This window comes from Nocardioides sp. R-C-SC26 (genome assembly GCF_021246465.1).
Classification (GTDB): Bacteria; Actinomycetota; Actinomycetes; order Propionibacteriales; family Nocardioidaceae; genus Nocardioides.
The window spans coordinates 1-14,470 of sequence record NZ_JAHRHK010000031.1; the positions used below are offsets into that span (position 1 = coordinate 1).

Genomic DNA, 14,470 nt, shown 5'->3' on the forward strand with positions numbered 1-14,470 from the left:
CGACGACTGGATCGAGGACGGCGGAGCGCTCGCCGCGGGCGATGAGTCCACCGTGGCGGGCGCCGGCGACGAGCTCGTCGTCACCCGGATCGCCCTGGAGGAGCGCACCCTGGACCTGCAGCGCCTGCAGGCCGAGTACGTCAACTACAAGAAGCGGGTCGAGCGCGACCGCGAGCTGGTGCGGGAGAACTCGACGTACGCGGCGCTGGTTCCGATCGTCGACGTCCTCGACACCATCGACCGGGCGCGCGACTCCGCACGCAGCGGCGGTGGCGAGATCTCCGACGACCTGCGCACCGTGGCCGACCAGCTCGAGCGCATCGTCGCCGGTCTCGGACTGGTGAAGTTCGGCGAGCCCGGCGACGCCTTCGACCCCACCGTGCACGAGGCGCTCAGCCACCTCGGCGAGGACGCCGACGTCACCGTGGCGACCTGCAAGGTGGTCGCCAAGGCCGGCTACAAGATCGGTGATCGTGTCGTCCGCGCCGCACAGGTGCTGGTGGTCGATCCGCCGGCGTAGTCGTCCGGTTTTTTTGGGCGGGCGCGGAAAGACAGGGCCGGNGCTGCGGGGGGTTTTCTCGGCCGGCCGAGAAAACCGGACCCTGGCGGGCGAAACTTCATCGTCCAAGGTCCTGTTTCTTCGGCCGGCCGAGGAAACCGCCCCCGGCACGACAGACACCAGCACCACATCAGAGAGGAGGGGTGAGACATGGCAGAAGAGGGCTTCCGAGCCGACTGGGCGCAGAAGGACTTCTACGCCGCGCTCGGCGTGGCCAAGGATGCGTCCGCCGCGGACATCAAGAAGGCCTACCGCAAGCTGGCGCGCGAGAACCACCCCGACTCCAACCCCGGCGACACGGCCAAGCACGACCGGTTCAAGCAGGTGGCCGAGGCCTACGACGTCGTCGGGGACGCCGACAAGCGCGGCAAGTACGACGAGATGCGGCGCCTCTACGGCTCCGGCGGGTTCCGCGGCTACGGCGCGAACGCCGGGCACCCGGGCCAGGGTGGCATCAACCTCGAGGATCTCCTCGGAGATCGCGGCGGTGGCCGTGGCGGTGGCTTCGGCGACATGTTCGGCGATCTCTTCGGGGGCTTCGGCGGCGGTGGCGGCGCTCGTCGTCCGCAGGGACGGCGTGCCACCAAGGGTGCCGACCTCGAGAGCGAGGCGACCATCGGCTTCACCGACGCCATCGACGGCGTCACCATCTCGCTGCGTCTCACCTCGGACGCCGCCTGCTCGGCCTGCTCGGGCACCGGCGGCAAGCCCGGCACCAAGCCGCACGTCTGCTCGACCTGCGACGGGTCGGGCTACGTGGTGGCCGACCTCGGCGGCGCCTTCTCCATGAACGAGACCTGCCCGGCCTGCGGTGGGCGTCAGCTGGTCTACGACGAGAAGTGCCCGGTGTGCCACGGCAGCGGTCGGGGGAGTTCCTCGCGCACGATCCAGGCGCGCATCCCCGCCGGGGTCAAGGACGGCCAGCGCATCCGCCTGCGTGGCAAGGGTGCGCCGGGTGAGGGCGGCGGTCCGGCCGGCGACCTCTACGTCACCGTGCACGTCGCGGGTCACCGTGTCTTCGGGCGCAAGGGCGACAACCTGACGCTCGACGTGCCGATCTCCTTCGACGAGGCGGCGCTCGGGGCGGAGATCCGCGTCCCGACACTCGACGGCGCCTCGGTCACCCTGCGGATCCCCGCGGGTACGCCGAACGGCCGCACCTTCCGGGTGCGCGGCAAGGGCGCCCCGACCGCCGACGGCGGGCACGGCGACCTGCTCGCCACCGTGCAGGTGCAGGTGCCGGCGGTGCTCGACGATGCCGCGCGAGCCGCTGTCGAGGCCTATCGCGAGGCGACGGCGGGCAAGCCGCTGCGTGCCGGACTGTTCGAGGGGGCCTCGTGATGGGCGGCTTCGGCACGGCCCCCGAGCCCGACGCCGCGGTCTACGTCATCAGCGTCGCGGCGCAGCTCACCGGCCTGCATCCGCAGACACTGCGTACCTACGAGCGGATGGGGCTGATCACCCCGGGCCGCACCAGCGGCGGCGGACGCCGCTACTCCCACCGCGACATCGAGCTGCTCCAGGAGATCTCCGAACTCACTGCGGCCGGCATCGGCATCGAAGGTGTGCGCCGGATCCTCGATCTCGAGCACCGCGCCGCCGCCCTGGCGGCTCGCAACGAGGAGCTCCAGCGCGAGCTCGACGTCGTGCGCGAGACGCTGCGCCAGGCACTGGCCGCCCGGGCGGTCAGCCCGGCTGCGACGCCGCGCCCCGACCGGCTGCCCGTGCTGCGTACCAGCGCCGAGCAGGCCGTCGTCGTCTGGCGCCGCGGCCGCTGAGCCCGCTCGGCGGTCCAGACCGCCCGTCTGCCGTCGACGAACCGGGCGCCGGCTGCCGCTACCGTCAGCGCGAGCCGACGGACGTCGGCCTACGCCTGAGGAAAGGCCCCATCATGACCCGCTCCCGCACCCTGGCCCGCGCGACGGCGAGCGCCGGCGCGCTCGTGCTCGCACTCGCCCTCGCCGCCTGCGGCTCCGACGACTCCGACGGCGACAACGGCGAGTCGGAGGAGACCTCCTCGATCAGCAAGGCCGACTTCGTCGAGAAGGCCAACGCGATCTGCGAGGCCGGCGACGAGAAGGAGGAGGACTTCGCGGAGCCCACCACCGAGGATGAGGCGATCGATCTGGTCCGTAACGACGTCCTGCCGAACATCAGCGACCAGATCCAGCAGATCCGCGACCTCGGCTTCCCCGAGGGCGACGAGGACCTGCTCGGCGGGATCCTCGACGACGCGGACGCGATCATCGCGGAGATCGACGCCGATCCGATCGCCGCGCTGCAGCAGGAGAACCCGTTCGCCGAGGTCGGCGAGGCGATGAACGAGTACGGCATCACCGAGTGCGTCGACGCCTGATCGTCACCGTCCGAGGAGCCTCGCGGCCGGCAGGCCGCGGGCTCCGCACGCTCAGACTCGTCGCGCTCGTGGGCATGACGTCGGGCGCGTTGAGTGCCTGCGGGGCCTCGCCGGACGTGCGGCCCTTCCCCGAGCGCACGCCCAACGAGGTGTTCGTCACGGGCGTCGAGGCCCTCGCTGCGGTGGACTCGGCGCGGGTGCGCCAGACGATCGAACTCGAGGGGCTGAGCGCCAGCGCCGACATCGTCATGACCGCGGAGGGGGACTGTCGGGGGCGGATCGAGCAGGACGGCGGCGCGGCTGAGGTGCTCGGTGCCGACGGTCGCTACTGGCTGCGCGCCGACGAGGCCTACTGGACGGCCCTCCTCGCGCAGACCCCCGCGATCGACGCCGACCTCGTGGCGCCGCTGCTGCTGGACCGATGGATCAGCGACCCCGCCGGCGTGGTGGCCGGGTCGTGTCAGTTGCTGGAGACGATCGGTGACATCGAGCTCGACGTCGACGATCCGGCTGGGGACGACGCGACCATGCGCGCCGTGGAGACCCAGGCCGGCGACGCTCTGGAGATCACCGCGCCCGTCCTGAGCATGGGTTCGGTGCGGGCGGTGGTGATGGTCGCGGACCCGCACTACCTCGTCGAGCTGCAAGCCGAGATCGGACCGACGATGCGGTTCTCCGAGTTCGGTGTCGATGTCAGGGTCTCCGAGCCGCCGGCCGACCAGCGCCGGGACCTGGAGGACCTCCTCGGCGGCTGAGCCGCAGCCCCAGTCGGGCTCCGTCCATTGTCGCGACAGCAGTGACACCGCGTCACGGACACCATGTCGCGATGTGATGCCAGGCACTAACCTCAGCCCACGACGATGATGGGGTCGTCAGCTGCGAAGGAGCGCGCGTGGTCGAGTGGTTCGAGGACTGGTACTCGCACCTGAACTGGGTCGCGTTCCTGAGCATCCCGGTCTTCACCGGAGTGGTCGGGTGGTTGATCAACTGGTCGGGCCTGGTGATGCTCTTCGCCCCGATCCGCTTCCACGGGGTCTCGGTCCCCGGCATGAAGGAGCTCGCGACCCTGCTGCCCCGCAAGGTGCAGGAGGTGCCCGGCGTCCTGCAAGGTGGCATCGGCTGGCAGGGCATCGTGCCCGCCCGCGCCGCCAAGATGGGTTCGATCGCCGTCGACAAGGCGATCGCCAAGCTCGGCACGCCGGCGGAGTTCTACCAGCAGCTCGAGCCCGACCAGATCGCCGAGCACATCGTCGAGGTCTTCCGGCCCGAGGTGCCCGAACTGGTCGACCAGGTCATGCGCCAGGAGCACCCACGGCTCTGGCGTGATCTCCCGCAGCCGGTGAAGGACGCCGTCTACGCGCGCGTGCAGGAGCAGCTGCCCTCGGTCGTGGGTCGGGTCACCACCGAGATCGGCGTCCACATCGATCAGCTGCTCGATCCCAAGATCATGGTGATCGACCACTTCCAGAAGAACCCCGAGCTGGTCGTGCGGATCTTCCGCGACTTCGGCCAGAAGGAACTCGACCTCATGGTCAGGTTCGGGTTCATCTTCGGGTTCCTCCTCGGCATCCCGGTCGCGATCATCGACTCGATCGCCCACCAGGGCTGGCTGCTGCCGGTGCTCGGCATCGTCGTCGGCTGGATCACCAACGCACTGGGCATGTGGCTGATATTCGAGCCGCCGGAGCCGAGGAAGATCCTCGGGTTCAAGGCGCACGGGCTCTTCCTGCGCCGTCAGGACGAGGCGGCCGAGGTCTACGCCCAGATCATCGCCGACGACGTGATCACCCTCGAGCGCATCGGCGACTTCCTGCTCGACGGGCCACGCGGCGACCGCACCCGCCAGATGCTCGCCACCGCACTGCGACCCGCGATCGACCAGGCTGCCGGGCCCGCGCGGGCCGCACTGCGGGTCGCCATGGGCAGCGGTCGCTTCGACACGATCCGGGAGTCGGTCGCACAGGAGGCCGTGGGCCGCACCCTGACGCCGTTCAAGGATCCCGAGTTCAGCGCTCGTCAGGCAGAGAAGATCCGTGCGCTGGTCGCGATGCGCACCAAGGAGCTGCCGCCGCGCGACTTCGTGGACATGATGCGCTCGGCGATCAAGGAGGATGAGTGGATGCTGTACGCCCACGGCGCGATCATGGGCGCCGCGGGCGGCTATCTCCACCTGTTGATTTTCGGCGTGCAGGGGTCACATTGAGCACCACACCGCAGGAGCGCGGACGCCGCGACCTCGTCCCCTCCGGGGTCACCGAGTCGCTGCCGGGACTGGCGCGGGTCGCCGCCTACGCCGCCGTCCAGACGACCGGCTGGTCGCTGCGCACCAGTGCCCGCGCGGCGTTGCGGATGGGCAAGGCGATGACCAGCCAGCAGGAGGCGGTCCACCTGGCACGGGACGCCGGGCAGGCGTTCGCCGTCGTCGGCGAGCTCGCCCGCTCGGTGTCGGCCGGGGTGCCGGTGGGTGCGGCGTTGATGTCGGCCGGGGAGGCACTCGGCGGCATCGTCGACCAGCAACCCGACATCGTCGGATCCAGCCTGGGGGCGCGCGTGCCCGCTGCGCCGACCCTGCGCGAACGCGGGCAGGGCCTGCTCGAGCGCTCACGCGACGTCTGGGACACCGACCGGGGCCACCCCGCCTACGACCGGATCCTCGACGAGCTCGCCCCCGACGAGGCGCGGATCCTGCTGTTGCTGCTGAACAGCGGCCCGCAACCCAGTGTCGACGTCCGCACGGGCGGTCCGATCGGCATGGTGAACTCCCAGCTGATCGCGCCGGGCCTGAACATGATCGGTCCGCGTGCGGGGCTGAAATACGTCGACCACACGCCTGCCTACCTCAACAACCTCAATCGGTTGGGACTGCTGTGGTTCTCGCGGGAGTCGCTGCGCGATCCGATGGAGTACCAGGTGGTCGAGGCCCAGCCCGACGTCCTCGAGGCGATGCACTCGGTGAAGTTCGCCAAGGTGGTGCGCCGCAGCATCCACCTGACGCCGTTCGGCGACGACTTCTGCCGCTCCTGCCTGATCGACGAGGTGCAGGCGACCAGGGAGTTCCCGGAGCACTCGGCGCCCGAGGCCGGCGACCCCGACGAGGGCTGATCTGCCCGCGGTCGCGTGGAAGACCCCGCTCAGGGTGGTCTCGAACTGCCGCGCGAGGTCGCGCCGATCGCGTGCTCCCGGGTTCGCACGGTGGCCGTCGCGCCGCTCGAGCTGTAGATAAGGGTACCCTTACTTGAGGGGCTCGGCGTGGTGCCGGGCCTGGGAGAGCAAGGCGGATCTCATGACGATGACCCTCGAACGCCCCACCGACGTGTTGCACGACGTCGTCGACGACGCGACCCGACGCGGCTTCCTCGGAGGCGTGCTGGGCCTGGGTGCGGCTGCCCTCGTCGGCTGCTCGGACACCGGGCAGACGTCGTCGCAGAGCGCGACCGGCGAGACCCGGATCGATCACACGTACGGCTCGACCGTGGTCCCGAGCAAGCCGCAGCGCGTGGTGTCGGTCGGTGACACCGACCAGGATGCGATCCTGGCACTCGGCGTCGTGCCGGTGGGGATCCGGGACTATTTCGGCGATCAGCCCTACGCGGTGTGGCCCTGGGCCCGCGATCGGCTCGGCGACGCCGCCCCGACGGTCTTCGATGCCTCGGACGGTCTGCGGATCGAGGAGGTCGCGGCGCTGAAGCCCGATCTCATCATCGGCACCTACTCCGCCATGTCGCAGCGCGAGTACGACCTGCTGTCCCAGATCGCCCCGACGGTCGCACAGTCGGCCGACTACCCGGACTACGGGCAGCCGTGGGATGAGATCACCCTGACGATCGGCCGCGCGCTCGGCCGCGAGAGCCTCGCCCGCGACCTGGTCGCAGGCGTCCGGAGCACGTTCGCGGGCCTGCGCCGGGCCCACCCCGAGTTCGCGGGCCGCACCGCCGTCGTGGGCTCGGTCTCGGGCGCCGAGTACGTCGCGTACACCAGCACCGACTCGGCGGCGCGCTTCCTGGCCTCGCTCGGATTCGAGAACGATCCCGCGATTGACACGCTCGCGAAGGACGCCGGGGTCACCGGTGTCGTGTCGGTCAGCGGCGAGCGCCTCGACCTCTTCGACCGCGATATCGCGCTGTGGTACGAGACTCGGGACGAGGCAGCCACGTTGCTCGAGAGCAAGGTGTACACCGGCTTGGACGTGCATCGGGAGGGCCGGGACGTATTCCTCGGCTACGAGCCGCTCGGCGGTGCGCTGGCCTTCAGCACCGTGCTCAGCCTGCCCTACGCCGCGGAGAAGATCGTGCCGATGCTGGCCGAGGCGTTAGCCGACTGACGTTGGACGCCGCCCGCCCGCTGGCCGAGGCGCTGCCGTGGCCGGCGGGGGTTTCGAGACGCTCGCTGCGCTCGCTCCTCAACCACCGTGAGATATCAGTCGCCGGAGGGGACGATGGCGGTGATCACCGTGCCGTCGGAGCGTCGTGTCCCCGCGGGCGCCGGCGGCCCGCCGTCCAGGCGCGGGCCCTGGTCCGGCAGCGGGACGACGACGGGGTCTCCGGGGGTGACGGCCACCGGATCCCCCCGGACGACGAACGTCAGCGGTGTCTCGCCGTCCTCCACGGTCAGGGTCAGCGAGGAAGCCTCGACGTCGACGCGCACCCGGGTGCCGCGCAGGGTGAGGCGGAAGCTCAGGGAGTCCCAGCCGTCGGGGAGGCGCGGGTCGAGTGTCCAGGTGCCGGCGCCGAGGTCGCGGAAGCCGCCGAAACCGGCGACGAGTGCGTTCCAGACCCCGCCGGTCGAGGCGATGTGGACGCCGTCGGAGGTGTTGGCGTGCCGATCGTCGAGGTCGACGAAGAGCGCCGCGTAGAAGTAGCGCAGCGCCAGGTCGTGGTAACCGACCTCCGCGGCGATGATCGCCTGCACGACCGCCGACAGCGTCGAGTCGCCGGTGGTGATCGGGTCGTAGTACTCGAAGTCGGCGCGCTTCTGCTCGTAGGTGAACTCCTCGCCCTGCAGGAAGAGGGCCAGCACCACGTCGGCCTGCTTGAGCACCTGGAAGCGGTAGATCACCAGCGGGTGATAGTTGAGCAGGAGAGGCCGCTTCTCGACCGGTGTCCGGGTGAGGTCCCACATCTCGCGCTCGAGGAAGTGCGAGTCCTGCGGGTGGACGCCGAGGTGCTCGTCGAAGGGGATCTCCATCGCCGCCGATGCGCGCTCCCACTCGGCGACCTCGCCGTCCAGCAGGCCCACACGCACGGCCATCGCGTCGAAGGCGTCGGGCCGGTGGTCGCGCAGGAAGCGGACGGCCTGAGCGGCGCGGCGCAGATTGAAGCGCGCCATCACGTTCGTGTACAGGTTGTCGTTGACGACCGTCGTGTACTCGTCGGGGCCGGTGACACCGTGGATGTGGAACGTGCCGCCGGTGGCCTCCTCGCGCCAGAAGCCCAGATCGGCCCACAGGCGTGCGGTCTCGACGAAGATGTCGACGGCCTGGTGGTCGAGGAACTCGTAGTCGGCGGTCGCCCCGACGTACTGGCTCAGGGCATAGGAGATGTCGGCGTCGATGTGGTACTGCGCGGTGCCCGCGGCGTAGTAGGCCGACGCCTCCTCGCCGTTGATCGTCCGCCACGGGTAGAGGGCTCCGTGCTGGGCGAGCTGGCGGGCTCGTTCGCGCGCGGCGTCGAGCAGCGAGTGCCGGAATCGGAGTGCGTTGCGCGCCATCCACGGGCTGGTGTACGTCAGGAACGGCATCACGTAGATCTCGGTGTCCCAGAAGTAGTGGCCGCCGTAGCCCGATCCGGTCACCCCCTTCGCCGGGATGCCGGCGCCGTCCGCGCGCGCCGCCGCCGCGATGACGGCGAACAGGTTCCAGCGCACGGCCTGCTGGAGCGCGGGCTGCCCGCCCACCTCGACGTCGGGGCGCGCCCAGGACGCGGCCCGCCCCCCGCGCTGTTCCGCGAACTGGCGCTCCAGGCCCTCCTCGACCACGCGGTCCAGGGTGCGGAAGCAGCGGTCGAGCAGCTCGCGCGACGGCACGACGCGCGCGGTGTGGTAGCTCACGGTCTTGGTGAGCCGGATCGGCACGCCGGGCTGACCGCTGATCCGATAGATGGTCTTGACCATGTCCGGCTCGCGTTCGACCCGCTGCACCGACGGGTTCTCCGTCTGCAGGTCGTGGTCGACGCCCAGTGCGATGGTCATGCCGCTCTCGGCGCACGAGAACCGCAGCGAGGTGCGGCGCTCGGCCTGCCCCTCGTCGACGTCGTCGGCCTCGCTCTCGGCCAGCAGCACCCGCTGCTTGAAGCCGTCGGCCTTCCGAGGATCGAAGCCCTCCTCGGAGTCCTTGCCGGCACGCTTCGCGAGTTCGACGGAGGCACCTCGGTCGGCGTCCTGCCGGTTGAGCACCTGGGAGCTGATCGTGATCGGCGCGGCGTCGTCGAGCAGGGTGACCTCGAAGGTCATCACCGCCAGGTGACGCTGGGTGAAGGAGACCATCCGGGTACTGTCGACCTGCACCCGCTTGCCCGACGGCGTGCGCCACACGACGTGCCGGCGCAGCACGCCGTCGCGCAGGTCGAGACTGCGCTCGTACTCGACGAGATCGGCGGTGGAGAGCTCGAGGGGCTCGTCGTCGACGTAGAGCCGGATGATCTTGGCGTCCGGGGCGTTGACGATGGTCTGGCCGACCTTGGCGAAGCCGAACGCCTCCTCGGCGTGGTGGATCGGCCAGGTCTCGTGGAAGCCGTTGACGAACGTGCCGTTCGCGACGAAGTCGCGGCTCTCCTCGTAGTTGCCCCGCAGGCCGAGGTAGCCGTTGCCGACGCTGAACAGGGACTCGGTGGTGCCGAGGTCGCGGGAGTCGAACCGCGTCTCCACCAGGCGCCACGGGTCGACCGGGAAGCGGGTGCGGTCCAGCGGATCGGTGGGCGGGGGTGCCTCGTGGCTCGCGCCGTGGGAGTGGTGGTGCGGGTGGCCGTTGCTGACGACGGGCTCACTCATCGGGACTCAGCCTTCCCCTCGGTCGGTGCCCTGTGGGAGCGGTCCGACCAACTCGCCCAGATCGGTGACGACGACGTCGGCACCCGCGGCGAGGAGCGCGTCGGCCCCGGTGCCGCGGTCGACGCCGATCACCAGCGCGAAGTCGCCGGCCGCTCCGGCCGCCACCCCGCTCGTGGCGTCCTCCACGACAACGGCGTCGGCGTCGGCGACGCCGAGCAGCCGGGCCGCCTCCTCGTAGGTGTCCGGCGCCGGCTTCCCGGGCAGACCACGCTCCTCGGCCACCCCGCCGTGCACCACGACGGGGAAGAACTCGGTGACGCCCGCCGTCTGCAGGACCCGGGGCGCGTTGCGGGAGGAGGAGACGATCGCCATCGCGGTCCCGGCGTCGCGCAGCTGTTCCATCAGGGCCAACGACCCGGGGTAGGGGCTGACTCCGCCTTCCTCGAGCGCCTGCATGAACGCCTGGTCCTTGCGGTTGCCGAGACCGCAGACCGTCTCGGCGTCGGCACCGTCGTCGGGGCTGCCTTCCGGCAGCTCGATGCCGCGCGAGGCCAGCAGATCGCGGACGCCGTCGTAGCGCGGTTTGCCGTCGACGTGATCGAAGTAGTCCTGGTCGGTGTACGGCTCCGCGCCGTGCTCCTCCAGTACCGGTTCGAAGAGGTCGGCCCAGGCGCGCATGTGCACCTCGGCGGTCGGGGTGATCACGCCGTCGAGGTCGAAGAGGACGGCGCGGTACGCCGTCCAGTCCACCGACGGGCCGCTCGCGGCTGAAGATGACTGCTGGGCCATGCCCACCACGCTAGCGGCGTCGTGTCACACCCAGGTGGCGTGCGGGTGTCGAGCGCCCCGCAGACAAGGAGGCGGGCTCGGCGCGGGGATCAGTCGGCGTCCGGCTCGAGGTAGACCAGCACCGACCAGTCGGTACGGCTCAGGCTCACTCGCACCGCACCTCCCGGGAGCGAGGTCGCGAACGGGCCCTCCGGGCCCCGGCGGTGATGGGTGACGAAGGCCGCCAGCTCAGGCGCCACCACCGACAGGGGCGAACCCACGTGCTCGGCGCCGAGCAGGCGCGCGGCGGGGGCATTCGCACTCACGATGCGCAGTAGGGGTTCGTCGGCCAGCTCCAGAACGCCGAACGGTGCGCGGGCGACAGCCTCGATGGCGCGGATCGAGGCGTCGGCGGGACGGCTGCCGGACGCCACCACGTCCGTCCGTCCCCGGACGTGGCGTGGCCGGGCGCCCCCGGCCGTCGTCCATCCGGAGGAGCGCAGGGCGTCGCGACGGGCGGTGATGCTCGCCCGTCCCGAGAGCGCCGCCTCCTCGTGCTCGATGGTCAGGGCGCGGGTGGGGATCGACGGAGACTCCTCCGCGAGCAGGTCGCGGACGTAGGTGACGATCGCCCCGAGCGGGGCGCCCTTCTGCACATAGCCGTCCGCGCCGGCCGCCACGGCGCTGACCACGTGCTGGTCGGCACCGAACCCCGACAGGACGACGACCCGTGCGCCCAGGCACACACGGCGGATCGCGGGGAGGGCGGCGATGCCGTTCATGACGGGCATCGCCAGGTCCAGCAGGACGAGGTCGGGCTGGTGGTCGCGCACGAGGTCGACGCCGTCGCTGCCGTCGCCGGCCTCCCCGACGACGTCGAAGCCGTCGCGCATGAGCGCGAGCCGCAGCAGGTCGCGGAGATCCTCGGTGTCGTCGATGATGACGACACGCGGGGCCGGCTGCGCGGGTTGGATGGGCACGACGCTCATGGCTCGCTCTTCTCACGAGTCCGGTGACGGCGTGTGCCGCGGACCGGTGGGAGGTCGACGGCTGCGCATGGGAGCCGGGAGTGGCCACCCCCCGACGGCCGCGCCCTGTGGAGAGCGTAGGGCCGAAGAAGCTCCTGGCGTGGGGTGCGGTCGCGGTTTCGACCGAACGGATCGACGAGTAGTTCATTCGGACCACCCGCGGTGACGCCGGGGCCAGGGATCGCCCAGAATGATCGAAGTTGAGCGGAACAGACTCAACTTTGGCGACGTTGAACCGATCGAAGACCAGCACGACCCCACAGGAGAGAACCGCCATGAGCCAGTTCGGTGCCGACAAGTTCACCACGCGCAGCCGCGAGGCGATCGAATCCGCGCAGCTGCTCGCGACAACGTCCGGACACAGCCACCTCGAACCCGTCCACCTGCTCGCTGCGCTGCTGCGCGAACCTGACGGCACCGCGCGCACGCTGGTCGCCAGGGCGGGTGCCGACGCCGTGGCGCTGACCAGTGCAGCCGAGGAGGCCGTCGCCGCGCTGCCGAGCGCCACCGGCGCCACGGTGAAGCAGCCGGCCGCGTCGGCCTCGCTCACCCGCGTGCTCGCGGCGGCGCTGGACCTCGCGGCGTCGATGAAGGACGACTACGTCGCCACCGAGCACCTGCTCGTGGCGCTCGCGGGCGTGGAGTCGACCGCCCAGCGTCTCCTGCTCGACGCCGGTCTCACCGAGGCCGGGCTGCGCGACGGCGTCACCGCGGTCCGGGGCAGTCGCCGGGTGACCAGCCAGGACGCCGAGGCGACCTACGAGGCGCTGGAGAGGTTCTCCGTCGACCTGACCCGTGCGGCGGAGGAGGGTCGGCTCGACCCCGTGATCGGTCGGGACGCCGAGATCCGCCGTGTCGTGCAGGTGCTGAGCCGGCGCACCAAGAACAATCCCGTGCTCATCGGCGAACCGGGCGTCGGGAAGACCGCGGTCGTCGAGGGCCTGGCCCAGCGCGTCGTCGACGGCGACGTGCCCGACTCCCTCAAGGGACGTCGGGTGCTCTCGCTCGACCTCGCCGCCATGGTGGCTGGGGCCAAGTACCGCGGCGAGTTCGAAGAGCGGCTCAAGGCGGTGCTCGACGAGATCCGCCAGGCCGAGGGCCAGGTCATCACCTTCATCGACGAGCTGCACACCGTGGTCGGAGCGGGTGCCGGGGGAGACTCGGCGATGGACGCCGGGAACATGCTCAAGCCGATGCTGGCCCGCGGGGAACTGCACATGATCGGCGCCACCACGCTCGATGAGTACCGCGAGCGGATCGAGAAGGACCCGGCGCTCGAGCGCCGTTTCCAGCAGGTGTTCGTGGGTGAGCCGTCGGTCGAGGACACCATCCAGATCCTGCGCGGCATCCAGGAGAAGTACGAGGCGCACCACGGCGTGCGCATCACCGACGCCGCGCTCGTGGCCGCCGCCACCCTGAGCGACCGCTACATCACCGGCCGCCAACTGCCCGACAAGGCGATCGACCTGATCGACGAGGCGGCATCGCGGCTGCGGATGGAGATCGAGTCGTCTCCGGAGGAGATCGACCAGCTCCGGCGCGTCGTCGACCGCCTCAAGATGGAGGAGTTCGCCCTCGCCAAGGAGAGCGACGACGCCTCGGCGGAACGGCTCGACCGGCTGCGGGCGGACCTCGCCGATCGTGAGGAGCAGTTGCGCGCGCTCGAGGCCCGGTGGGAGCAGGAGAAATCCTCCCTGGAGGGCGAGGGAGAGCTCCGCCGCCGCCTGGACGCCGTCAAGGTGCAGGCCGACCGGCTGATGCGCGAGGGCCGGCTCGACGAGGCCAGCGAGATCCTCTACGGCAAGATCCCCGAGCTCGAGCGCGCCCTCGAGACCGCCGCGACCGCCGCGACCGAGGCGCAGACCGTCGAGCCGCTCGTCGGCGACCAGGTCGGCGCCACCCAGATCGCCGAGGTCGTGGAGGCCTGGACCGGGATCCCGACGGGACGGATGCTCGAGGGGGAGACCGCCAAGCTGCTGCGGATGGAGGACGTCATCGGCGAGCGGCTCGTCGGCCAGGCCGACGCCGTGCGCGCCGTCAGCGACGCCGTGCGGCGATCCCGGGCCGGCATCGCCGATCCCGACCGACCGACCGGGTCCTTCCTCTTCCTCGGGCCGACCGGCACCGGCAAGACCGAGCTCGCCAAGTCGCTGGCCGACTTCCTGTTCGACGACGAGCGCGCGATCGTGCGCATCGACATGAGCGAGTACGCCGAGAAGCACGCCGTCTCGCGGCTGGTCGGCGCACCTCCCGGCTACGTCGGCTACGACGAGGGCGGGCAGCTGACCGAGGCCGTGCGCCGTCGCCCGTACTCGGTGGTGCTGCTGGACGAGGTGGAGAAGGCGCACCCCGAGGTCTTCGACATCCTTCTGCAGGTGCTCGACGACGGTCGCCTCACCGATGGCCAGGGCCGCACCGTCGACTTCCGGAACACGATCCTGATCCTGACGAGCAACCTCGGTTCGCAGTACCTGGTCGACCCGACCCTGGAGCCGGAGAAGAAGCACGATGCGGTGATGGCCGTCGTGCGGGCCAGCTTCAAGCCGGAGTTCCTCAACCGGCTCGACGAGATCGTCACCTTCGAGGCGCTCGACCGAGACGCTCTGACCCACATCGTCGATCTGCAGCTGGACCTCCTGCGCCGCAGGCTCGCCGTACGCCGGATCGGCATCGAGGTCACCGAGGCCGCCAAGGCCTGGCTGGCCGACGTGGGCTACGACCCGGCGTACGGCGCCCGACCGCTTCGCCGGCCGCTCCCGCGCGGGACCCGCGGCC

The 14,470-nt window shown here is 70.9% G+C and carries 12 protein-coding genes; 9 read left to right on the plus strand and 3 right to left on the minus strand.

Annotation, left to right across the window (positions count from 1 at the left end; all coding sequences use genetic code 11):
• The 8 genes from grpE to KSO97_RS17070 all read left to right on the plus strand — a co-directional run.
• On the plus strand, positions 1–520 hold a 520-nt coding region (gene grpE / locus KSO97_RS17035), incomplete at its 5' end, for a nucleotide exchange factor GrpE (protein ID WP_232681210.1).
• 189 nt (positions 521–709) lie between these two features.
• Positions 710–1,900, plus strand: a complete 1,191-nt coding sequence (dnaJ, locus tag KSO97_RS17040) for a molecular chaperone DnaJ (RefSeq protein WP_232681214.1) — start codon at positions 710–712, stop codon at positions 1,898–1,900.
• Positions 1,900–2,337, plus strand: a complete 438-nt coding sequence (locus tag KSO97_RS17045) for a heat shock protein transcriptional repressor HspR (RefSeq protein WP_232681217.1) — start codon at positions 1,900–1,902, stop codon at positions 2,335–2,337. The genes dnaJ and KSO97_RS17045 overlap by 1 nt, the downstream gene beginning before the upstream one ends.
• Positions 2,338–2,450: 113 nt before the next feature.
• Positions 2,451–2,915 carry a hypothetical protein gene (locus KSO97_RS17050; protein ID WP_232681220.1) on the plus strand — a complete coding sequence of 155 codons (465 nt, stop codon included), beginning with the start codon at positions 2,451–2,453 and terminating at the stop codon, positions 2,913–2,915.
• On the plus strand, positions 2,900–3,670 hold the full coding sequence (locus KSO97_RS17055; protein ID WP_232681223.1) for a hypothetical protein: 771 nt from the start codon (positions 2,900–2,902) through the stop codon (positions 3,668–3,670). Before KSO97_RS17050 ends, KSO97_RS17055 begins: the two co-directional genes overlap by 16 nt.
• A 137-nt stretch (positions 3,671–3,807) precedes the next feature.
• Positions 3,808–5,118 (plus strand): hypothetical protein, encoded by a 1,311-nt coding sequence (locus KSO97_RS17060; RefSeq protein WP_232681226.1) that lies wholly within the window; start codon positions 3,808–3,810, stop codon positions 5,116–5,118.
• On the plus strand, positions 5,115–6,017 hold the full coding sequence (locus tag KSO97_RS17065) for an Abi-alpha family protein (protein ID WP_232681236.1): 903 nt from the start codon (positions 5,115–5,117) through the stop codon (positions 6,015–6,017). The genes KSO97_RS17060 and KSO97_RS17065 overlap by 4 nt, the downstream gene beginning before the upstream one ends.
• 181 nt (positions 6,018–6,198) lie before the next feature.
• Positions 6,199–7,236: an iron-siderophore ABC transporter substrate-binding protein gene (locus tag KSO97_RS17070; RefSeq protein WP_232681245.1), complete on the plus strand. Its 1,038-nt coding sequence runs from the start codon at positions 6,199–6,201 to the stop codon at positions 7,234–7,236.
• A gap of 95 nt (positions 7,237–7,331) precedes the next feature.
• Here the strand turns inward: KSO97_RS17070 and KSO97_RS17075 are convergent, their stop codons facing one another.
• The 3 genes from KSO97_RS17075 to KSO97_RS17085 form a co-directional block, all read right to left on the minus strand.
• The gene (locus KSO97_RS17075) at positions 7,332–9,899 is read right to left on the minus strand and encodes a glycoside hydrolase family 65 protein (RefSeq protein ID WP_232681261.1); all 2,568 of its coding nucleotides are present in this window, start codon (positions 9,897–9,899) and stop codon (positions 7,332–7,334) included.
• Between the two features lie 6 nt (positions 9,900–9,905).
• Complete coding sequence (locus KSO97_RS17080; RefSeq protein WP_232681269.1) at positions 9,906–10,688, minus strand: HAD family phosphatase; 783 nt, start codon at positions 10,686–10,688, stop codon at positions 9,906–9,908.
• Between the two features lie 89 nt (positions 10,689–10,777).
• Complete coding sequence (locus tag KSO97_RS17085) at positions 10,778–11,656, minus strand: response regulator (protein WP_232681282.1); 879 nt, start codon at positions 11,654–11,656, stop codon at positions 10,778–10,780.
• Between the two features lie 314 nt (positions 11,657–11,970).
• Here KSO97_RS17085 and clpB point away from each other — a divergent pair.
• On the plus strand, positions 11,971–14,470 hold a 2,500-nt coding region (gene clpB / locus KSO97_RS17090), incomplete at its 3' end, for an ATP-dependent chaperone ClpB (RefSeq protein ID WP_232681308.1).

Bases quoted from the DNA above. Each gene is read 5' to 3' on its own strand.
- dnaJ (WP_232681214.1), top strand. From the start codon at position 710: ATGGCAGAAGAGGGCTTCCGAGCCGACTGGGCGCAGAAGGACTTCTAC.
- KSO97_RS17045 (WP_232681217.1), top strand. From the start codon at position 1,900: ATGGGCGGCTTCGGCACGGCCCCCGAGCCCGACGCCGCGGTCTACGTC.
- KSO97_RS17050 (WP_232681220.1), top strand. From the start codon at position 2,451: ATGACCCGCTCCCGCACCCTGGCCCGCGCGACGGCGAGCGCCGGCGCG.
- KSO97_RS17070 (WP_232681245.1), top strand. From the start codon at position 6,199: ATGACGATGACCCTCGAACGCCCCACCGACGTGTTGCACGACGTCGTC.
- KSO97_RS17075 (WP_232681261.1), bottom strand. From the start codon at position 9,899: ATGAGTGAGCCCGTCGTCAGCAACGGCCACCCGCACCACCACTCCCAC.
- KSO97_RS17080 (WP_232681269.1), bottom strand. From the start codon at position 10,688: ATGGCCCAGCAGTCATCTTCAGCCGCGAGCGGCCCGTCGGTGGACTGG.
- KSO97_RS17085 (WP_232681282.1), bottom strand. From the start codon at position 11,656: ATGAGCGTCGTGCCCATCCAACCCGCGCAGCCGGCCCCGCGTGTCGTC.